Here is a 20,340-nt window from a genome sequence, read left to right as displayed (position 1 = left end):
AAGATCCATTTCTGCTCGTCGGACGGGCCCGTACCTGCGTACGCTGGCCATCATGAGCGAGTGCACGCACGTTCCCGAACTGCCGCGCCCCGAACCTGTCCCGCGTGCCCTGACCTGCCCGGAATGTCAGGTGCTGGGCAGCCACCCGGTGCAGCTCCGGATGTGCCTGTGGTGCGGGTTCGTGGGCTGCTGCGACTCTTCCCCGCACCGGCACGCCACGGCCCACTACCACGAGACGGGGCATCCGGTGATGCGCAGCTTCGAGCCGGGTGAGACCTGGCGCTGGTGTTTTGTCGATGCCTCGATCGTCTGAGGTTCGACGGCGCGCGGCGGGGTAGGTCAACCCTCCGCCGGTTCCCCCGATTTGGGGCCGCAGACCCCTAGCCACTGTGCGTACCCATGGGCTTACCATCAGTCACTGGCCGTGGGGCGGGGCTGTCTCATGGGGTGCCGCGACACGATCGCCCGGATCGCGGTAGCGTCACCGGCGAACAGATCTCGTACCACCTTGGAGGTGAGGGTGTCCCAGATCGCAGGCGAGCCCGGGACCCAGGACTTCGTGGAAGTCCGGCTGCCGGCCGCGGGTGCCTACCTGTCGGTGCTGCGAACGGCCACCGCCGGTCTCGCGGCACGGTTGGACTTCACCCTCGACGAGATCGAGGACCTGCGCATCGCGGTGGACGAGGCGTGCGCGATCCTGCTGCAGCAGGCCGTGCCCGGCTCCGTCCTCAGCTGCGTGTTCCGGCTGGTGGACGATTCGCTGGAGGTGACCGTCTCCGCGCCGACCACCGACGGCCGGGCCCCGGAGCGGGACACGTTCGCGTGGACGGTGCTGTCGGCGCTGGCCGGCAAGGTCGACTCGCACGTGGAGGAGGACCGTACGGTCAGCATCAGCCTCTACAAACAGCGCGGCGCGGGACCCGGACCGGCGTGAGCGGCGGGGACTCCCCGGTGCGGGGCATGGGGGCACCCCCGGACGACGTCCGGGGCAGGTCCCGGGTACGGCACGAGGTCGACGGCGGCATTCCGGTTCAGCCCGCCCGCCCGCACCCGGCCGCAACGGATGCGGAAGACGGCTTTTCGGACTCGGCGGAGCGACGGGCGGGCCCTATGAGCGACAACCAGCACGACCAGCACGACCAGCCACCCACCCCGGGCGCGGCGGAGCCGCGCGACCGCGGCGGTGCGCGGGCGCTCTTCGTCGAGCTGCGGGCGCTGCCCGAGGGCTCGCCGGAGCGGGCCGAGCTGCGCAACAAGCTGGTACGGATGCACCTGCCGCTGGTCGAGCACCTGGCCCGGCGGTTCCGCAACCGGGGTGAGCCGCTGGACGACCTGACCCAGGTCGCCACGATCGGCCTGATCAAGTCGGTGGACCGGTTCGACCCGGACCGCGGGGTGGAGTTCTCGACGTACGCCACCCCGACGGTGGTCGGCGAGATCAAGCGGCACTTCCGCGACAAGGGCTGGGCGGTCCGGGTGCCCCGGCGGCTCCAGGAGCTGCGGCTGTCGCTGACCACGGCGACGGCGGAGCTCTCCCAGCAGCACGGGCGCTCGCCCACGGTGCACGAGCTGGCGGAGCGCCTGGGGATCTCCGAAGAGGAGGTGCTGGAGGGGCTGGAGTCGGCCAACGCCTACAGCACGCTCTCCCTGGACGTACCGGACACCGACGACGAGTCGCCGGCCGTGGCGGACACCTTGGGCGCGGAGGACGAGGCGCTGGAGGGCGTCGAGTACCGCGAGTCGCTCAAGCCGCTGCTGGAGGGGCTGCCGCCGCGGGAGAAGCGAATCCTGCTGCTCCGCTTCTTCGGGAACATGACCCAGTCCCAGATCGCGCAGGAGGTCGGCATCTCCCAGATGCACGTCTCCCGCCTGCTGGCCCGCACCCTGGCCCAGCTCCGGGACAAGCTGCTCGTCGAGGAGTAGCGCGGTTACGCGGCCGGGCCGATCCCCAGGGCCCGGGTCGCGGTGGGGTTGACCAGCAGGGCGACGACCGCCACGGCGGTCAGGGCCAGGGCGACCGCGGCGGCGATCACGGCGCCGCCGGTCGTCCACAGCGTCCAGGCCACGGGCAGCGCCATCAGCTGCGTGATCAGCGCGGGGCCGCGGCTCCAGCGGCGGCCCAGCCGCAGCCCGCGGGCGGCGACCAGGGGCAGCGCGGCGAGCGCGAGCAGGGTGATCCCGCCGGTCTCGGCCTGCTGCGGGGAGTCGGGGTCCCCGGCGATGCCGACGAACAGCATGTAGACCCCGAGGCCGGCGAGCGCGAGCCCCTCCAGGGCCGTGAGCACGGCGGCCGCGGTCAGCCGGCGGGGCAGGGCCTCGGGGGCGGCGGACGGGGCGGACTCGGCGGGGGTCTCGGTGCGCTGCTTCTTCCTCACCCCAGCAGGGTAGCCCCGCACACGCGGGCGGCGGGGGAGCGGTCCGGCGGGGTAGGTAGGCTGGCGCTCATGCGTGCACTTCTCGTGGCCAACCCAGCAGCGACCACCACCAGTGCGCGCACGCGCGACGTCCTGATCCACGCCCTGGCCAGCGAGATGAAGCTGGAGGCGGTCACCACCGAGTACCGCGGGCACGCCCGGGACCTCGGCCGCCGGGCGGCCGAGAGCGACGACATCGAGCTCGTCGTGGCGCTGGGCGGCGACGGCACGGTCAACGAGGTCGTCAACGGGCTCCTGCACGACGGCCCCGACCCGGACCGGCTGCCCGGGCTGGCCGTCGTACCCGGCGGCTCCACGAACGTCTTCGCGCGCGCCCTGGGGCTGCCCAACGACGCGGTCGAGGCGACCGGCGCACTGCTGGACGCGCTGCGCGAGCGCCGGGAGCGGACCGTGGGGCTGGGGCTGGCGAGCGGGGTCCCCGGCTCGGAGGACGAGGCGGTCCCGGCGCGCTGGTTCACCTTCTGCGCGGGCTTCGGATTCGACGCGGGCGTGGTCGGCCGGGTGGAGCAGCAGCGGGAGAAGGGCAAGCGTTCGACGCACGGTCTGTACGTGCGACAGCTCGTACGCCAGTTCCTGGAGGAGCCCCATCGCCGCCACGGAACGGTGACGCTGGAACGTCCTGGCGCGGAACCCGTCCATGATCTTGTGCTTTCGATAGTGTGCAACACGTCACCTTGGACGTATCTCGGGAACCGCCCGCTGTACGCCTCTCCGGAGGCCTCGTTCGACACCGCACTTGACGTGCTGGCGTTGAACCGTTTGTCAACTCCGGCTGCCGCGCGCTACGCCACACAGCTCCTGACCTCGACTCCTGAGCGCGGTCCGCACGGCAAGCACGCGGTCTCCCTGCACGATCTGACCGACTTCACCTTGCATTCGAAGGTTCCCCTTCCGTTCCAGATGGACGGAGACCACCTCGGTTTGCGCACCAGCGTTCAGTTCACAGGCGTTCGCCGTGCACTGCGTGTGATTGTGTGAGTGGAAGAGCCTAAAGTCCTTTCAGTCGAACGTTTAGGCGCCGCCCCACCCCCACGAAGTACGGCTGTGACCTACTCGACACCGAAGAATCAAAAAAAACTTTCCGGAAGGGGTTGTATCCCCGTCCGAGGTTTGCGAATCTCTACGTGGCGATCGGGACAGCCCGCAGAACCGGCACCCATGACCGCCAGAACCCCTTCCACGAATCGGACCGCACCAGGGCCCACCTGGGCGACGGCCCTTCCCTCGTGAAGGGATTCGTGAAAGCGTTCACATTCACAAGCAACCTGCCCGCAATACCAAGGAGATGGAGCAGCCATGGACTGGCGTCACAACGCCGTTTGCCGCGAGGAAGACCCCGAGCTCTTCTTCCCCATCGGCAACACCGGTCCTGCGCTGCTGCAGATCGAGGAAGCCAAGGCCGTCTGCCGCCGCTGCCCCGTGATGGAGCAGTGCCTGCAATGGGCGCTCGAGTCCGGCCAGGACTCCGGCGTCTGGGGCGGCCTCAGCGAGGACGAGCGCCGCGCCATGAAGCGCCGCGCCGCCCGCAACCGGGCGCGCAACGCCAGCGCCTGACATCTACTTGCACCGCCTCGAACGCAGCGCGTAGCACCCTCACAGCGCTCAGCAACGTGCTCCTGGGCCCCGGACCGATCACCCTTCGGTCCGGGGCCCAGTTGCGTGTGCGGGCAGGGACCCGAACGGGTGGTCACGCTGTGTGGCGGCGACCCTCCGGGCCTACTTCTGCGGGCTCGCCGGCACGTCCAGGACCACCTTCGTACCGCCCGACTCCCCCGCCACCATGTCGAAGGTCCCGCCGAGCTCCCCCTCCACCAGGGTGCGCACGATCTGCAGGCCGAGGTTGCCGGCCCGCTGCGGGTCGAAGCCCTCCGGCAGGCCGCGGCCGTCGTCGACCACGGTGATCAGCAGCCGGGTGTCGTCGCGGCGGGTGCCGCTGCGCGCCGCCGACACCTCCACCGTGCCCCGCTCCCCCGGGGCGAAGGCGTGCTCCAGCGCGTTCTGCAGGATCTCGGTCAGGACCATCGACAGCGGGGTGGCGACCTCGGCGTCCAGGATCCCGAACCGGCCGAGCCGGCGGCACTCCACCTTGCCCGGGGAGATCTCGGCGACCATCGCGATGACCCGGTCGGCGATCTCGTCGAACTCCACCCGCTCGTCCAGGTTCTGGGACAGCGTCTCGTGCACGATGGCGATCGAACCGACCCGGCGCACGGCCTCGTTGAGCGCCTCGCGGCCCTGGTCGGAGTCCATCCGGCGGGCCTGCAGGCGCAGCAGCGCGGCCACCGTCTGGAGGTTGTTCTTCACCCGGTGGTGGATCTCCCGGATGGTCGCGTCCTTGGTGATCAACTCGCGCTCGCGGCGCCGCAGTTCGGTGACGTCGCGGCAGAGCACGAGCGAGCCGATCCGGGTCCCCTTGGGCTTGAGCGGGATCGCGCGCAGCTGGATGACCCCGCCGTTGCCCTCGACCTCGGTCTCGCGCGGCGCCCACCCGCTGGCGAGCTTGACCAGCGCCTCGTCCACCGGGCCCCGGGAGGGGGCCAGTTCGGCGGTGATCGTGCCCAGGTGCTGGCCGACCAGGTCCGAGGCGAGCCCCAGCCGGTGGTAGGCGGAGAGCGCGTTGGGGGACGCGTACGTCACGACCCCCTCGGCGTCGAGCCGGATCAGCCCGTCGCCGACGCGCGGCGAGGCGTCCATGTCGACCTGCTGGCCGGGGAACGGGAAGGCACCCGCCGCGATCATCTGGGCCAGGTCGGAGGCGGACTGGAGGTAGGTGAGCTCCAGCCGGCTCGGGGTGCGGACGGTGAGCAGGTTGGTGTTGCGGGCGATGACCCCGAGGACCCGCCCCTCGCGCCGCACCGGGATGGACTCGACCCGGACGGGCACCTCCTCGCGCCACTCCGGGTCGCCCTCGCGCACGATCCGGCCCTCGTCCAGGGCCGCGTCCAGCAGCGGGCGCCGGCCGCGCGGGACCAGGTGGCCGACCATGTCGTCCTGGTAGGAGGTGGGGCCGGTGTTGGGCCGCATCTGGGCGACGGAGACGTACCGGCTGCCGTCGAGGGTGGGCACCCACAGGACGAGGTCCGCGAAGGACAGGTCGGAGAGCAGCTGCCACTCCGAGACCAGCATGTGCAGCCACTCCAGGTCGGTGTCACTGAGAGCGGTGTGCTGGCGTACGAGGTCGTTCATGGAGGGCACGTGTGCGAGGGTACCCCGGCCACGGGGGACGACTTTCCTCACGGGAATACCCATCAGTACCCTCGGCCGCGTACTGTTGGAGGAAGCGACGGGCGAGCAGTGCCCTCGCTTGGATGGACAGAACCAATTGGTCTAGTCCAGAATTGTGCATGACCGGTAGTGGCGACCGGTGTCAGACTGGGTCGACCACGACAGACTTCCGCCCTCCCCGCACAGGAGGACGGACGAGGTAAGCCGCGCGCTCTGCCCTGACCGCGCAGGCACCTCCCGCCGGCCGTCGGGACCGCACACCCGCCGGCCGAAGTACTCCGGGTCGCGGTGCCGGACGGGTTGAGGGTCCCGTCCCGGCACCGTGGCCCAGAGGAATCCCTTCCGCGACCTCGCGAGACCACCCCCCGCACGACGAAGTGCACGCCGCCGGCCCATGGACGCCGAGCCCCCCTTTCCCCGCCCGCCGGCACGCGCCCGCGGGCTTTGCGGACTTCCCCGGCTCCCCCTGTGGCGGGGGCCCAGCTCTGCTAGATTGGTCTATACCACATACGTACGAGACCCTCTCCAGATCGGCAGGCCCCAGCGTGGAAGTTGTCATCGTCCCGGACGCCAAGGCAGGCGGCGAGCTCATCGCCGAGGCCATGGCCGCCCTGGTCCGTCGCAAGCCCGACGCCCTGCTCGGCGTGGCGACCGGCTCCACGCCACTGCCCGTCTACGAGGCCCTGACCGCCAAGGTCCGCGCGGGCGAGGTCGACGTCACCCGGGCCCGGATCTGCCAGCTCGACGAGTACGTCGGCCTGCCGGCGGGACACCCGGAGTCCTACCGGGCGACCGTGCTGCGCGAGGTCGTGGAGCCGCTGGGCCTGTCCGAGGCCTCCTTCATGGGCCCCGACGGCTCGGCCGAGGACCTGGTGGCGGCGTGCGAGGCCTACGACACGGCGCTCGCGGAGGCCGGCGGCGTGGACCTCCAGCTGCTGGGGATCGGCACCGACGGCCACATCGGGTTCAACGAGCCGTGCTCCTCGCTCGCCTCGCGGACCCGCATCAAGACGCTGACGGAGCAGACCCGCGTGGACAACGCGCGGTTCTTCGACAACGACATCGACCAGGTGCCCCACCACGTGATCACCCAGGGCATAGGCACCATCCTGGACGCCCGGCACCTGGTGCTGCTCGCCACCGGCGAGGGCAAGGCGGAGGCCGTGGCCCAGACCGTGGAGGGCCCGCTGTCGGCCCTGGTGCCGGCCTCGGCCCTCCAGCTGCACCGGCACGCCACCGTGGTCGTGGACGAGGCCGCCGCCTCGAAGCTGAAGCTGGCGGACTACTTCCGCCACGCCTACGCGAACAAGCCCGCCTGGCAGGGGCTCTGACCCCGGCGCACGGCCCCCGCACGGCCCGCGGCCGGGCCCCCGCCCGGCCCACCTCACCGCGCCACCGCACCGCACGCCGAAGGCCGGGTCCCCCGATCGGGGGACCCGGCCTTCGGCGTCGGTCCGAACGGCGCGCGCCGGGGCTCAGACCCCGGCGACGACCTCGGCCGCCGCCCGCCCGCAGACCCGGGAGGCGCCGTGGGTGGCGACGTGGTACGCGCCGGCCGGCGCGGAGCCGGGGACGCCCATCTCCACGACCACCGTGTCCGGACGGGCCGAGATCAGGTCCGCCACCGCCTGCGCCATCCAGGCGTGCCGGTGCGCGTCGCGCACCACCACCACGATCGTGCGGTCCCCGGCCGCCGCCAGGACGTCGGCCGCCGCGGCGCCCTCCGGGTACACCTGCCCCGCCGTGTCCGGCACGAGCGCCGCGAGCTCGGCCGCCACGCCCCAGGGCGTCTCGTCGCCCACCGCGATGTTGACCTGCGGCGCGAGCGTGGCGACGTACGGGCGGGCCACCGGCACCGGGGTGCCCGCCACGACCACCGCGCGGCGCGCCGCCACCAGGCCGATGCCGGGCGCGCTCCCCTCCTGCGGCGCGCCCGGCGCGGCCTCGGCCCGGCTCCGCCGGGTCCACGCGGCGAGGGTCCGGACCCGGGCGGCGGCGTCCGCCAGCCGCTCCTCGGGCAGGGTGCCCTCGCGTACGGCGGCCACCAGGGCGTCGCGCAGCCGCAGCACGGTGGCCTCGTCGGCCAGGCCCCCGCCGACGCAGATGGCGTCCGCGCCCGCCGCGATCGCGAGGACCGAGCCCCGCTCGATCCCGTAGGTGCCGGCGATGGCGTTCATCTCCATGCCGTCGGTGACGATCAGCCCCTCGTAGCCGAGCTCCTTGCGCAGCAGCCCGGTCAGGATCCGCGGGCTGAGCGTGGCCGGGCGGGTCGGGTCGAGCGCCGGCACCAGGATGTGGGCGCTCATCACGGCCTTGGTGTCCGCCTCGATCGCCGCCCGGAACGGGACGAGTTCCCGTTCGGCCAGCGTGTCGAGGTCCACGTCGATCCGCGGCAGGGCGTGGTGGGAGTCGACGTTGGTGTCGCCGTGCCCGGGGAAGTGCTTGGTGCAGGCGGCCACGCCGGCGGACTGCAGCCCGGTGACGTAGGCGGCGGTGTGCCGGGCCGCGAGCTGCGGGGAGGCGCCGAAGGAGCGGACGCCGATGACCGGGTTGCCGGGGTCGGAGTTGACGTCGGCCGACGGCGCCCAGTTGAGGTTCACACCGCACGCGGCGAGCCGGCGGCCGAGCTCGTGCGCCACGTCCCGGGTCAGGGCGGTGTCGTCCACCGCGCCGAGGGCCAGGTTCCCGGGGAAGCTGGAGCCGTCGCGGACCTCCAGCCGGGTGACGTCGCCGCCCTCCTCGTCGATGGCGACCAGGACGTCCTCGCGCTCGGCCCGCAGCTGCGCGGTGAGCGCGGCCAGCTGCTCGGGCGAGGCGATGTTGCGGCCGAAGAGGCCGACGGAGGTGAGGCCCTCGCCGACCCGGCGCAGCAGCCAGTCGGGGGCGGTGGTGCCGACGAAGCCGGGCTGGAGGACCGCCAGGGCGTCACGTGTCACCGTGTCGGAGTGGTGCGCAAGGACAGTCATGTGTGCCGTTATCCCTTCACTGCGCCGGCGGTCATCCCGCCGACGGCCTTGCGCTGGAGGAAGACGAAGACGACCAGGACCGGGACCGCGAAGAGCGAGGACGCGGCCATGGTGGCGCCCCAGTCGTTGCCGAAGGCGGTCTGGAACTGCGTCAGCCACAGGGGCAGCGTCTGCGCGGCCTTGTCCTTGTTGAGGATCAGGACCATCGCGAACTCGTTCCAGGCGGTGATGAAACCGAAGAGCGAGGTGGACATGAGCCCGGGGGCCAGCAGCGGGAAGATGACCTTCCGGAAGGCCTGGCCGCGGGTGCAGCCGTCGATCTGCGCGGCCTCCTCCAGCGTCGCCGGCACGGCGGCGATGAAGCCGCGCAGGGTCCAGATGGTGAAGGGCAGCACCATGACGAAGTAGATGACCGTCAGCAGCGCGATGCTGTTCAGCATCTCGGCGTCGCGGGCGATCATGTACATCGCGATGACCATGACCTCCCAGGGGGCCATCTGCGCCATCATCACGGCCAGGACCAGGCCCTTGCGGCCCTTGAACGTCATCCGGGCGAGGGCGAAGCCGGCCGCGAGGGCGACGGCGAGGGCCAGCAGGACGGCGCCGACGGTCACCACGAGGCTGTTCTGCACGTAGGTCCAGAACATCTCGACCCCGGTGGCGGTGCCGAAGTTGTCCAGCGTCGGGGTGAAGAGGAAGACCGGGTCCTTGGTGAGGATCTCGCCCGACGGCTTCAGCGCCGAGGAGAACATCCAGTACACGGGGAAGACGAAGACCGCGGCGAGGAGCAGCGCGCCGAGGTTCTTGACGACCGCCAGGGGGCGGAGCGGCTTGCGCGGGCGAAGGGTCTGCTGCTGGCTCACTGCTCGTCCTCCTGCTTCAGGATCAGGCGGAAGTAGAAGGACATGACGACCACGAGCATCAGGATCGTCAGGACCGAGATGGCGGCGGCCAGGCCGTAGTGCTGCTGGGACTGGCCCTCGATGTAGGCGAAGACGGGGAGGGTCTCGGAGGCGCGGTCGGGGCCGCCGGCGCGCATGGCGTAGACCTGGGTGAAGGCCTTGAAGATCCAGATCACCTCCAGGAAGGTGGTGACGAGGAAGAAGGGGCGCAGGTTCGGGAAGACGATCTTCCAGAACGTCTGCCAGCCGTTCGCCCCGTCCATCTTGGCGGCCTCGTACAGCTCCGCGCCGACGGTGGTCAGGCCGGCGTACATGTTGAGCGCGACGAACGGGACGGATCCCCAGACCAGCAGGATCATGATGATGACCATGGTCGAGAAGCCGGTCTCGAACCAGTTGTGCTGGTCGTAGCCGCTGAAGCCGAGCGTGCGCATCACCCAGTTGGCGACGCCGAACTGCTCGTCGAACAGCCACTGGAAGACGGTGACGGAGGCGACGATCGGCATCGCCCAGGCCATGACCAGGGCCATGGAGAGCACCAGGCGCATCTTCTTGCCGAGCCGGTTCAGCAGGATGCCGATGAGGCTGCCCAGCAGCATGATCAGCGCGACGTTGACGGCGGTGAAGGCGAAGCTGCGGACGACGACGGTCCAGAACTTCGCGTCGCCGAGCAGCCCGGTGTAGTTGTCCAGGCCGATGAACGGCGCCTTGCGCTGGATCAGCTCGATCTTGTTGACCTGCTGGAAGGAGAGCAGGACGTTCTTGCCGAGCGGGTAGAGCAGCAGTCCGGCGATGCTGAGGACGGCCGGCGCCACGAGGGCGTACGGCAGCCAGCCCGACGGGAGCGACTTCCGGCCCCCGCGAGGAGACGGACGGGCGGAGCCGGACGGCCGGGGCGGCGGCGAACCCGGTCCGGCGGACGGGGGTGGTGCGTCCTGTGGAGCGCTGGTCGCCGCTCCCTGGGAGTGCACGGTCATGACTGGTGGTTTCCTCGCGGTTGACGGGGCGCGTCAATGCGCGACCGGGGGCACGGCGGACGCGTCGGCGCCTGCCGTACCCCCCGGTGCGTTGTCCTGCGGTCCAGCGGGCGGGTTACTTGTTGATGCGGCTCGCGATCTCCTTGTCGGCCGCCTCGCCCGCCTTCGCGGCGTCCTCACCCTTGAGCACCTTGGTCATGTACTCCTTGATCGGGTTCGGCTCGGTCTCGACGTTCGCCCAGCCCGCGGTCACCGGGGTGATCCTGCCGTTGGCGGCGGCCTTCGCCATCGACTCGGCGAAGGAGCCCGCGGCGGCCGAGAAGTTGGCGGCCTGCTGGTTGGGCAGCAGCGCGCCCTCGGTGGCGGCGGCGTACTTGGTCATCTGGTCCTTGCCCGCGGCCAGCGCCAGCCACTCCTTGGCCAGGTCCTTGTTCTTGGAGCGCTCGGCCACGGCCAGGTTGGAGCCGCCGAGGAACACCGAGCCCGGCTTGTCGGCGGTCTTGCCCGGGATCGGGAAGTAGCCGAAGTCGCCCTCCTTGCCCGCTTCCTTCAGGGCCTTCAGCGCGCCCTGGGCCTCCCAGCCCAGACCGATCCAGGAGGCGACGCCGCCCTTGGGGACGATGTCGGTGGACTGCTGCGGGGTGGCCTCGTCCTTGTCCTTGGGGGCGGTGGAATAGGCCTGGAGCTTCTTGTAGAACTCCATCGCGGAGGCGGCCTGCGGGGTGGCCAGCTGGCCCTTCCACTTGCCGCCGTCCTTGACGGCGAGGTCGCCGCCCTCGTCCCAGATGAAGCCGGCCAGCACGTACCAGCTCTGGCCCGGGAGGTAGATCGGCTGCGTGGCCGGGTCCGAGGCCTTGAGCTTGTCGAGGCCGGCGAGCCACTCGTCGCGGGTCTTCGGCGGCGTGACGCCGGCCTTCTCGAAGGCCTTCTTGTCGTAGACCACCACGCGGTTGGCGGCGTACCACGGGGCGGAGTAGAGCTTGCCGTCGACCTCGGCGGAGGCGAGCATGCCCTTCTGCCAGGCGTCGGCGCCGAGCTTGGCCTTGTCACCCGTCAGGTCGGCGAGGCCGCCGGTGACGGCGTAGCCCGCGGTCTGGGTGTTGCCGAGCTCGATGACGTCCGGCGGGGTGTTCTCGGAGAGGGCGGTGGTGACCTTCTCCTGGATGCCCTTCCACTGCTGGATCTCGACCTTGACCTTGGTGTTCGGGTGCTTGGCCTCGAACTCCTTGTTGACCTCGTCGAGCCAGGCCTTCGGCGCGGAGCCGTCCATCACCCAGACGGTGACGGTCTTGTTGCCGTTGGCGTCGGAGCTACCCTTGTCGTCGCCACCATTGCCACAAGCCGCGACACCGGCCATCATGCCCGCGACACCGACCGCCGCGATGAGCTTGCGCTTCACGCCACCCTCCTCAGGGATGCTGTCTGCACTTCCCTTGCCCGCCGCGATGACTTACGCCAAGTACAGCCTGTGGGGCCGGGATCTGATCCATATTGGTTTAGACCAGTACCGGGAGCTTGGCCTAGACCTTTAGGGGTGTCAAGGGTCTAATGAGCGGGGGTCCCGTCCGTTACCGGACCGACACCTCGGGAGGGGCGAGGTGTGCCCTCCACACCGTGTCACCATGTGACCGCACATATCGGAGGAGCCGGTGACGGCAGCGAAACTGGAGTCGGGAAGGCGGGCGGCGATGGCCACCGAAGGGGAGTCCGGGGAGCCGGAGGGCGGGGCGGCCACCCGCACCGCACGCGTGCCGAAGTACTACCGGCTCAAGCGGCACTTGCTCGACATGACCGAGACCCTTCCGCCCGGCACCCCGGTGCCCCCCGAGCGCACCCTCGCCGCCGAGTTCGACACCTCGCGGACCACCGTCCGCCAGGCCCTCCAGGAGCTCGTCGTCGAGGGCCGGCTGGAGCGGATCCAGGGCAAGGGCACCTTCGTGGCCAAGCCCAAGGTCTCCCAGGCCCTGCAACTGACCTCGTACACCGAGGACATGCGCGCCCAGGGCCTGGAGCCCACCTCCCAGCTGCTGGACATCGGCTACGTCACGGCCGACGACACCCTGGCCGGCCTGCTCAAGATCGCCACCGGCGGCCGGGTGCTGCGCATCGAGCGGCTGCGCCTGGCCAGCGGCGAGCCCATGGCCATCGAGACCACCCACCTGTCGGCCAAGCGCTTCCCCGCGCTGCGCCGCCAGCTCGTCAAGTACACCTCGCTCTACACCGCCCTCGCCGAGGTGTACGACGTCCATCTCGCCGAGGCCGAGGAGACCATCGAGACCTCGCTGGCGACGCCGCGCGAGGCCGGGCTGCTGGGCACCGACGTCGGCCTGCCGATGCTGATGCTCTCCCGGCACTCCCTGGACGCGGACGGCGAACCGGTCGAGTGGGTGCGGTCGGTCTACCGCGGCGATCGTTACAAGTTCGTGGCTCGGCTCCAGCGCCCCGCCGTCTGATTCGTAGTTGACTCTCGTACCGCTATACGGACGGGGGCTTACGTCCAGCGGGTAGGCCCCCGTAGATTCCTGCGCTCACTGCAGATGATCAACGAGGGGACGAGGATCATGCCAGAACCAGGATCAACCGGTACGGAACGGAACGCGGCGAGTCCGGGCGGCCCGGCGGACTCGCTCCCCTCCACCGCCCCGCCGTCCCGGGTCACGCCGACGTCGATCGCGGTCTGGTCGCTCGTCGCCCTCGTCGGCGCGGCCGGCTGGACCGTTCTGGCCCTCTCCCGCGGCGAGGACGTCTCGGCCGCGTGGATGCTCGCGGCGGCGCTCGGCTCGTACGCCATCGCCTACCGCTTCTACTCGCGGTTCATCGCCTACCGCGTGCTGAAGGTGGACAAGACCCGGGCCACCCCGGCCGAACGCCTTGACAACGGTGTCGACTTCCACCCGACCGACCGCCGCGTGCTCTTCGGCCACCACTTCGCCGCGGTCGCGGGCGCCGGCCCGCTGGTCGGCCCCGTGCTCGCGGCGCAGATGGGCTACCTGCCGGGCACCATCTGGATCGTGGCCGGCGTGATCTTCGCCGGTGCCGTCCAGGACATGGTCACGCTGTTCTTCTCCACCCGGCGCGACGGCCGTTCGCTCGGCCAGATGGCCCGGGACGAGATCGGGCCGTTCGGCGGCGCCGCCGCCCTGGTCGCCGTGTTCGCGATCATGATCATCCTGCTGGCGGTGCTGGCTCTCGTCATCGTCGGGGCGCTCGCCCACTCCCCGTGGGGCGTCTTCTCCATCGGCATGACCATCCCGATCGCCCTGTTCATGGGCGTCTACCTGCGCGTCCTGCGGCCGGGCCGGGTCACCGAGGTCTCGCTGATCGGCGTCGCGCTGCTGCTGCTCGCGATCGTGGCGGGCGGCTGGGTCGCCGAGTCGTCCTGGGCCGACTTCTTCACCCTGAAGCCGACCACCCTGGTCCTGTGGATGGTGGCGTACGGGTTCCTGGCCTCGGTGCTGCCGGTGTGGCTGCTGCTCGCGCCGCGCGACTACCTGTCCACCTTCATGAAGGTCGGCACGATCGCGCTGATGGCGATCGGCGTGGCCGTCGCGATGCCGACGCTGAAGATGGACGCGATCACCTCGTTCGCGAGCCGCGGCGACGGGCCGGTGTTCGCCGGGTCCATGTTCCCGTTCGTCTTCATCACCATCGCCTGCGGCGCGCTGTCCGGCTTCCACGCGCTGGTCTCCTCGGGCACCACGCCGAAGATGGTGCAGAAGGAGACCCAGATCCGGATGATCGGCTACGGGTCGATGCTGACGGAGTCGTTCGTCGCGATCATGGCGATGATCGCCGCCTGCATCATCGAGCCGGGGCTGTTCTTCTCCGTCAACTCCCCCGCCGGCGTCGTCGGCTCGACCGTGCAGTCGGCCTCCGCCGCGGTCGCCAACCTCGGGTTCTCCATCTCGCCGGAGCAGCTGGCGCAGGCGGCCAAGGACGTCGAGGAGGCGAGCCTGCTGTCCCGGACCGGCGGCGCGCCGACGTTCGCACTCGGGATGGCGGAGATCTTCTCGTCGGTGTTCGGCGGGGCGTCGATGAAGGCGTTCTGGTACCACTTCGCGATCATGTTCGAGGCGCTCTTCATCCTCACCACGCTCGACGCGGGCACCCGGGTGGGGCGCTTCATGCTCCAGGACATGCTGGGCAACGTCTACAAGCCGTTCAAGCAGATCAGCTGGAAGCCGGGCGTCTGGCTCGCCAGCGCGCTGGTCGTCGGCGCCTGGGGCTACTTCCTGTGGGTCGGCGTGAAGGACCCGCTGGGCGGCATCAACCAGCTCTTCCCGCTGTTCGGGATCGCGAACCAGCTGCTGGCGGCGGTGGCGCTGGCGGTGTGCACGACGCTGCTGGTGAAGTCCGGGCGGCTGAAGTGGGCCTGGGTCACCGGAGTGCCGCTGACCTGGGACGCGGCGGTGACGCTGACGGCGAGCTGGCAGAAGGTGTTCTCCGAGGACCCGCGCGTCGGGTTCTTCGCCCAGCGGGACAAGTACCAGGCGGGCATCGACGCCGGGAAGACGCTGGCGCCCGCGAAGACCATGGACGACATGCACACGGTGGTCCTCAACTCCACCGTGGACGGCGTCCTGTCGGCCCTCTTCGCGCTCCTGATCGTGGTGGTGCTGGTGGACGCGGCCCGGGTCTGCTTCAAGGCCGTCCGCAGCCCGGGATCGGTGCGGCTGGCGGAGGTCCCGTGGACCGAGTCGAAGATCGTCGCGCCGGCCGGGCTGTTCCCGACGGCCGAGGAGAAGGCGGAACTGGCCGCCGCCGGCCTGGACTCGGGCGGTGGCAAGGTCAAGGAACCGGTCGCGTGACCACCCTCCGGGAGCGGCTGGCCCGGGTCCGCCACTACGTCCGGGAGTTCTCGGGGGAGGCGGCGTACGACCGGTACGTCGCCCACGCCCGCGGCCACGACCCGCAGGCCGAGGTCATGACCCGCCGCGCCTTCGAACGCGCGCGCACGGACGCGCGCGAGGCGGACCCCCGCGAGGGGTTCCGCTGCTGCTGAACCCTTCTGAAGGGCCCCGCCGGAATCCGGCGGGGCCCTTCAGGGCGTGCACGCCGGATTCAGCGGACCCAGTCCTTGAGCGGCTCGGTCGAGAACGTGATGCCGACGGGGTCGGGGATCTCCACGTCCTTGCCGAAGGGGACGGTCAGCACACGCTCGTACCGCTGCCCGTCGGGCTCACTGTGGACACTCACCAGACAGTGGTCGCGGTCGATCAGCAAGTACACCGGGATGCCTGTCTGAGCGTAGGCCCGGGGCTTCTCGTGGCGGTCCCGGCGATCGGTGTCCCGGTCGTACGAGGTGACCTCCACCACCATGAGCACGGGATCCGGCTCGATCCAATCGCCCTGCCCGCCGATGGAGCCACTGGGCGCCAGGGCGCCGTCCGGCCGCGCGCGCCCTTGGCGGTACTGCTGGACCTTCACGCCCAGCTCACCGTAGAGCCGGAGCTCGGGCTCGCCTTCCTCGACGGTGCTGCTTCGACGATAGCCCCGGGCACCGGCACGCATGGGTGACACTCGAACCCATGGACATCCTGATCAGACAAGCGCGGCCCGAGGAGTACGAGGCCCTCGGGGAGGTCACCGTGCGGGCCTACGTCGGCGACGGGCTCCTCGACGCCGACCCGGCGGGGTACTACATCGGCGTGCTGCGCGACGTCGCCGCGCGGGCCGAGGACGCGGTCGTGCTGGTCGCCGTGCGCGAGGACGGCACGGTGCTCGGCGGGGTGGCGCTCGCGCCGCCGGGGAGCCGGTACTGCGACATCGCCGGGCCCGGCGAGGCCGAGTTCCGGATGCTCGCCGTCGATCCGGCGGCCCGGGGCCGGGGGGCCGGCGAGGCGCTCGTACGCGAGTGCGTCGAGCGGGCCCGGGCCCTGCCCGGGGTCCGGGCGCTGGTGCTCTCCACCCAGCCCGCCATGCGCGGGGCGCACCGGATCTACGAGCGGACGGGCTTCGTCCGCACGCCCGAGCGGGATTGGGCGCCGGTGCCCGAAGTGCCCCTGCTCACCTACCGACTGGAGTGGCAGCCGGGCGCAGAGTGACCGTCGTGTACGGCACACGACACAACATCTAGGGGGTCGCACAGAGGCGGCCCCCCACATGTATGCTCGTCCTCGCTGTCGCCGCAGGGGAATCCGGTGGGAATCCGGAACTGTCCCGCAACGGTATGAAGTGTCCGGCCGCCCGGGCGCCAAGTCCGATGACCTGCCGACGGTGCGTCCGGGTCGACCGTCCCGGATGCCGACCACGTCCGGGCCTCGCGGTTGGGCCGGTGGACGCCGTGCGGTGCCGATGATCCTTGCTTCGTCATGCCCGCGTGCGCTCCCGCCTGCCCCGCCGTCCGAAGAGCCGGAGCCGAGCGAGGGAGAGCCCCCCGTGACCATCGCGCCTTCCGCACCGCGCGCCGAGTCCGACCTGCCCGAGGCCGCCGCCGAGGCCGGCGGTCCCGGTGCCGCGCTGCTGCGCACCCTCACGGAACTGACCGCCGACCTGCCCGACACCGACCCCGGCCGGGTCGCCGCCGCCGCCCTGCGCGGCCGCAGCGCCACCGCGGACGAGGCCGAGCTGCGCGGGCTGGCCACCGAGGCGGCCGCGGGGCTGATCTCCGAGGACCCGGCGTACTCCCGGCTCGCCGCCCGGCTGCTGACCCTCGCCATCGCCGAGGAGGCCGCGGGCCAGGGCGCCACCTCCTTCTCCGCCTCCGTCGCGGTCGGCCACCGCGAGGGCCTGATCGCCGACCGCACGGCCGCCTTCGTCGCCGCCCACGCCGCCCGCCTGGACGCGCTGGTCGAGCACGCGCTCGCCGACGGCGCGGACGACCGCTTCGGCTTCTTCGGGCTGCGCACCCTGCACAGCCGCTACCTCCTGCGCCACCCGCTCACCCGTCAGGTCGTCGAGACCCCGCAGCACTTCATGCTGCGCGTGGCCTGCGGTCTCGCGGAGGACGACAGCGTGCGCGCGGTCGAGGAGGTCGCCTCCCTCTACGGGCTGATGAGCCGGCTGGACTACCTGCCCTCCTCCCCCACCCTCTTCAACTCCGGCACCCGGCACCCGCAGATGTCCTCCTGCTACCTGCTGGACTCGCCGCTCGACGAGCTCGACTCGATCTACGACCGCTACCACCAGGTGGCGCGGCTGTCGAAGCACGCCGGCGGCATCGGCCTGTCGTACTCCCGCATCCGTGCCCGCGGCTCGCTGATCCGGGGCACCAACGGCCACTCCAACGGCATCGTCCCGTTCCTGAAGACCCTCGACGCCTCGGTCGCCGCCGTGAACCAGGGCGGCCGCCGCAAGGGTGCCGCCGCCGTCTACCTGGAGACCTGGCACGCGGACATCGAGGAGTTCCTGGAGCTGCGCGACAACACCGGTGAGGACGCCCGGCGCACGCACAACCTGAACCTCGCGCACTGGATCCCCGACGAGTTCATGCGCCGCGTCAACGCCGACCAGGACTGGTCGCTGTTCTCCCCGGCCGACGTCCCGGAGCTGGTGGACCTCTACGGCGAGGAGTTCGACGCGGCCTACCTCAAGGCCGAGGCGGCGGGCCTGGCCAAGAAGACCATGCCGGCCCGCGACCTGTACGGCCGCATGATGCGGACCCTGGCGCAGACCGGCAACGGCTGGATGACGTTCAAGGACGCCTCCAACCGCACCGCGAACCAGACCGCCCTGCCCGGCCGGGTCGTGCACTCCTCGAACCTGTGCACGGAGATCATCGAGGTCACCAACGACGACGAGACCGCCGTGTGCAACCTCGGCTCGGTCAACCTCGGCGCCTTCGTCCTCGCGGAGACCGGCGAGATGGACTGGGAGCGGCTGGACGAGACCGTCCGCACCGCCGTGACCTTCCTCGACCGCGTGGTGGACATCAACTTCTACCCGACCGAGCAGGCCGGCAACTCCAACGCCAAGTGGCGCCCGGTGGGCCTGGGCGCGATGGGTCTGCAGGACGTCTTCTTCAAGCTGCGCCTGCCGTTCGACTCCGCCGAGGCCAAGGCGCTCTCCACCCGCATCGCCGAGCGGATCATGCTGGCCGCCTACGAGGCCTCCGCCGACCTCGCCGAGCGCCACGGCCCGCTGCCGGCCTGGGCGGAGACCCGTACCGCCCAGGGCGTGCTGCACCCCGACCACTACGGCGTCACCCACCACTGGCCGGAGCGCTGGGCGGCGCTGCGCGCCCGGATCGCCACCACCGGCATGCGCAACTCGCTGCTGCTGGCCATCGCCCCGACCGCCACGATCGCCTCGATCGCCGGTGTGTACGAGTGCATCGAGCCGCAGGTCTCCAACCTCTTCAAGCGCGAGACCCTCAGCGGTGAGTTCCTCCAGGTCAACGGCTACCTGGTGGAGGACCTCAAGAAGCTGGGCGTCTGGGACGCGCAGACCCGCGAGGCGCTGCGCGACTCCTCCGGCTCGGTGCAGGGGTTCGGCTGGATCCCCGCCGAGATCCGCGAGCTGTACCGCACGGCGTGGGAGATCCCGCAGCGCGGCCTGATCGACATGGCGGCGCAGCGTACGCCGTACCTCGACCAGAGCCAGTCGCTGAACCTCTTCATGGAGACGCCCACCATCGGCAAGCTCAGCTCGATGTACGCGTACGCCTGGAAGCAGGGCCTGAAGACCACGTACTACCTGCGCTCGCGCCCGGCGACGAAGATCGCCCGCGCGGCCCAGGCGCAGACCGCGGCCACCCCCGCGCCCCTCCCGCAGGCCGTCGACGCCGACGCGCTGGCCTGCTCCCTTGAGAACCCCGAGTCCTGCGAGGCTTGCCAGTGAGCACCCCCACCCGCCCCCAGAACCTGCTCGACCCCGGCTTCGAGCTGACCCTGCGCCCGATGCGCTACCCGGACTTCTACGAGCGCTACCGGGACGCGATCAAGAACACGTGGACGGTGGAGGAGGTCGACCTCCACTCCGACGTGGCCGACCTCGCCAAGCTGACCCCGGCCGAGCAGCACATGATCGGCCGCCTGGTGGCCTTCTTCGCCACCGGTGACTCGATCGTCGCGAACAACCTCGTGCTGACGCTGTACAAGCACATCAACTCCCCGGAGGCGCGCCTGTACCTGTCGCGCCAGCTCTTCGAGGAGGCCGTGCACGTCCAGTTCTACCTGACGCTGCTCGACACCTACCTGCCCGACCCGGACGACCGCGCGGCCGCCTTCGCGGCGGTGGAGAACATCCCGTCGATCCGCGAGAAGGCGCAGTTCTGCTTCAAGTGGATGGACTCGGTCGAGAAGATCGAGCGGCTGGAGACGGCCGCCGACCGGCGCCGCTTCCTGCTGAACCTGATCTGCTTCGCCGCGTGCATCGAGGGCCTGTTCTTCTACGGCGCCTTCGCCTACGTCTACTGGTTCCGCTCGCGCGGCCTCCTGCACGGCCTGGCCACCGGCACCAACTGGGTCTTCCGCGACGAGACCATGCACATGAACTTCGCGTTCGAGGTCGTGGACACCGTCCGCAAGGAGGAGCCGGAGCTCTTCGACGACCAGCTCCAGCAGCAGGTCACGGACATGCTGAAGGAAGCCGTCGAGGCGGAGCTGCAGTTCGGCCGCGACCTGTGCGGTGACGGCCTGCCCGGCATGAACACCGAGTCGATGCGCGAGTACCTCCAGTGCGTCGCCGACCAGCGCCTGGTCCGCCTCGGCTTCGCCCCGGTCTACGGCTCCGAGAACCCGTTCTCGTTCATGGAGCTCCAGGGCGTCCAGGAGCTGACGAACTTCTTCGAGCGCCGTCCGTCGGCGTACCAGGTCGCCGTCGAGGGCACGGTCGACCTCGACGAGGACTTCTGAGCCGACCCGGCCCGTGAACACGCGAGGGGCCCCCCCCCCGG

Annotated in this window: 19 protein-coding genes and 1 riboswitch; of the genes, 12 read left to right on the top strand and 7 right to left on the bottom strand. The window is 70.9% G+C overall.

All coding sequences use genetic code 11. The features are described 5' to 3' along the window. Positions 1–52 precede the first annotated feature (52 nt). From LG632_RS12260 to LG632_RS12250, 3 genes are all read left to right on the top strand, one after another. Positions 53–313, top strand: coding sequence for a UBP-type zinc finger domain-containing protein (locus LG632_RS12260; RefSeq protein WP_226727031.1), 261 nt, complete (start codon positions 53–55; stop codon positions 311–313). 207 nt (positions 314–520) lie between these two features. Further along, positions 521–934: an ATP-binding protein gene (locus tag LG632_RS12255; protein ID WP_125645294.1), complete on the top strand. Its 414-nt coding sequence runs from the start codon at positions 521–523 to the stop codon at positions 932–934. Positions 935–960: 26 nt separating this feature from the next. After that, positions 961–1,923 carry an RNA polymerase sigma factor SigF gene (locus LG632_RS12250; RefSeq protein ID WP_226727030.1) on the top strand — a complete coding sequence of 321 codons (963 nt, stop codon included), beginning with the start codon at positions 961–963 and terminating at the stop codon, positions 1,921–1,923. 5 nt (positions 1,924–1,928) lie between these two features. Here LG632_RS12250 and LG632_RS12245 read toward each other — a convergent pair whose 3' ends face one another. Then, the gene (locus LG632_RS12245; RefSeq protein WP_226727029.1) at positions 1,929–2,375 is read right to left on the bottom strand and encodes a hypothetical protein; all 447 of its coding nucleotides are present in this window, start codon (positions 2,373–2,375) and stop codon (positions 1,929–1,931) included. Between the two features lie 69 nt (positions 2,376–2,444). Between LG632_RS12245 and LG632_RS12240 the strand changes: the two genes are divergently transcribed. Then, positions 2,445–3,413, top strand: a complete 969-nt coding sequence (locus tag LG632_RS12240; protein WP_226727028.1) for a diacylglycerol/lipid kinase family protein — start codon at positions 2,445–2,447, stop codon at positions 3,411–3,413. 318 nt (positions 3,414–3,731) lie between these two features. Further along, positions 3,732–3,989: a WhiB family transcriptional regulator gene (locus tag LG632_RS12235; RefSeq protein WP_003953983.1), complete on the top strand. Its 258-nt coding sequence runs from the start codon at positions 3,732–3,734 to the stop codon at positions 3,987–3,989. A gap of 162 nt (positions 3,990–4,151) precedes the next feature. Here the strand turns inward: LG632_RS12235 and LG632_RS12230 are convergent, their stop codons facing one another. Next, on the bottom strand, positions 4,152–5,621 hold the full coding sequence (locus LG632_RS12230) for a sensor histidine kinase (protein ID WP_226727056.1): 1,470 nt from the start codon (positions 5,619–5,621) through the stop codon (positions 4,152–4,154). Between the two features lie 584 nt (positions 5,622–6,205). Here LG632_RS12230 and nagB point away from each other — a divergent pair. Then, on the top strand, positions 6,206–6,991 hold the full coding sequence (gene nagB / locus LG632_RS12225) for a glucosamine-6-phosphate deaminase (protein ID WP_226727027.1): 786 nt from the start codon (positions 6,206–6,208) through the stop codon (positions 6,989–6,991). Positions 6,992–7,135: 144 nt separating this feature from the next. Here the strand turns inward: nagB and LG632_RS12220 are convergent, their stop codons facing one another. The 4 genes from LG632_RS12220 to LG632_RS12205 form a co-directional block, all read right to left on the bottom strand. After that, on the bottom strand, positions 7,136–8,626 hold the full coding sequence (locus LG632_RS12220; protein ID WP_226727026.1) for a glycoside hydrolase family 3 protein: 1,491 nt from the start codon (positions 8,624–8,626) through the stop codon (positions 7,136–7,138). A gap of 8 nt (positions 8,627–8,634) precedes the next feature. Further along, positions 8,635–9,489: a carbohydrate ABC transporter permease gene (locus LG632_RS12215; protein WP_374203462.1), complete on the bottom strand. Its 855-nt coding sequence runs from the start codon at positions 9,487–9,489 to the stop codon at positions 8,635–8,637. After that, positions 9,486–10,505, bottom strand: coding sequence for a carbohydrate ABC transporter permease (locus tag LG632_RS12210; RefSeq protein WP_226727025.1), 1,020 nt, complete (start codon positions 10,503–10,505; stop codon positions 9,486–9,488). Before LG632_RS12210 ends, LG632_RS12215 begins: the two co-directional genes overlap by 4 nt. 115 nt (positions 10,506–10,620) lie before the next feature. Continuing rightward, positions 10,621–11,904 carry an extracellular solute-binding protein gene (locus LG632_RS12205; RefSeq protein WP_226727024.1) on the bottom strand — a complete coding sequence of 428 codons (1,284 nt, stop codon included), beginning with the start codon at positions 11,902–11,904 and terminating at the stop codon, positions 10,621–10,623. A gap of 289 nt (positions 11,905–12,193) precedes the next feature. Here LG632_RS12205 and LG632_RS12200 point away from each other — a divergent pair, with 289 nt between their 5' ends. The 3 genes from LG632_RS12200 (at position 12,194) to LG632_RS12190 (ending at position 15,507) form a co-directional block, all read left to right on the top strand. Next, positions 12,194–12,958 (top strand): GntR family transcriptional regulator, encoded by a 765-nt coding sequence (locus LG632_RS12200; RefSeq protein WP_226727054.1) that lies wholly within the window; start codon positions 12,194–12,196, stop codon positions 12,956–12,958. Positions 12,959–13,066: 108 nt separating this feature from the next. Further along, a complete protein-coding gene (locus LG632_RS12195; RefSeq protein ID WP_226727023.1) occupies positions 13,067–15,313 on the top strand; it encodes a carbon starvation CstA family protein in 2,247 nt (748 codons plus the stop codon). Continuing rightward, positions 15,310–15,507, top strand: a complete 198-nt coding sequence (locus LG632_RS12190; protein ID WP_226727022.1) for a CstA-like transporter-associated (seleno)protein — start codon at positions 15,310–15,312, stop codon at positions 15,505–15,507. Before LG632_RS12195 ends, LG632_RS12190 begins: the two co-directional genes overlap by 4 nt. 59 nt (positions 15,508–15,566) lie before the next feature. Here the strand turns inward: LG632_RS12190 and LG632_RS12185 are convergent, their stop codons facing one another. Then, on the bottom strand, positions 15,567–16,016 hold the full coding sequence (locus LG632_RS12185; protein ID WP_308108292.1) for a Uma2 family endonuclease: 450 nt from the start codon (positions 16,014–16,016) through the stop codon (positions 15,567–15,569). A gap of 17 nt (positions 16,017–16,033) precedes the next feature. Between LG632_RS12185 and LG632_RS12180 the strand changes: the two genes are divergently transcribed. From LG632_RS12180 to LG632_RS12170, 3 genes are all read left to right on the top strand, one after another. Continuing rightward, positions 16,034–16,549, top strand: coding sequence for a GNAT family N-acetyltransferase (locus LG632_RS12180; RefSeq protein ID WP_226727021.1), 516 nt, complete (start codon positions 16,034–16,036; stop codon positions 16,547–16,549). 56 nt (positions 16,550–16,605) lie between these two features. After that, positions 16,606–16,734, top strand: a riboswitch (cobalamin riboswitch). Between the two features lie 149 nt (positions 16,735–16,883). Beyond that, a complete protein-coding gene (locus LG632_RS12175; RefSeq protein ID WP_226727020.1) occupies positions 16,884–19,283 on the top strand; it encodes a ribonucleoside-diphosphate reductase subunit alpha in 2,400 nt (799 codons plus the stop codon). Between the two features lie 59 nt (positions 19,284–19,342). Then, complete coding sequence (locus LG632_RS12170; protein WP_264201716.1) at positions 19,343–20,299, top strand: ribonucleotide-diphosphate reductase subunit beta; 957 nt, start codon at positions 19,343–19,345, stop codon at positions 20,297–20,299. Positions 20,300–20,340: the final 41 nt, after the last annotated feature.

Origin of the sequence: Streptomyces antimicrobicus (assembly GCF_020532625.1) — a bacterium.
GTDB lineage: Bacteria > Actinomycetota > Actinomycetes > Streptomycetales > Streptomycetaceae > Streptomyces > Streptomyces antimicrobicus.
This window is presented reverse-complemented; position numbering and strand designations above follow the sequence as displayed.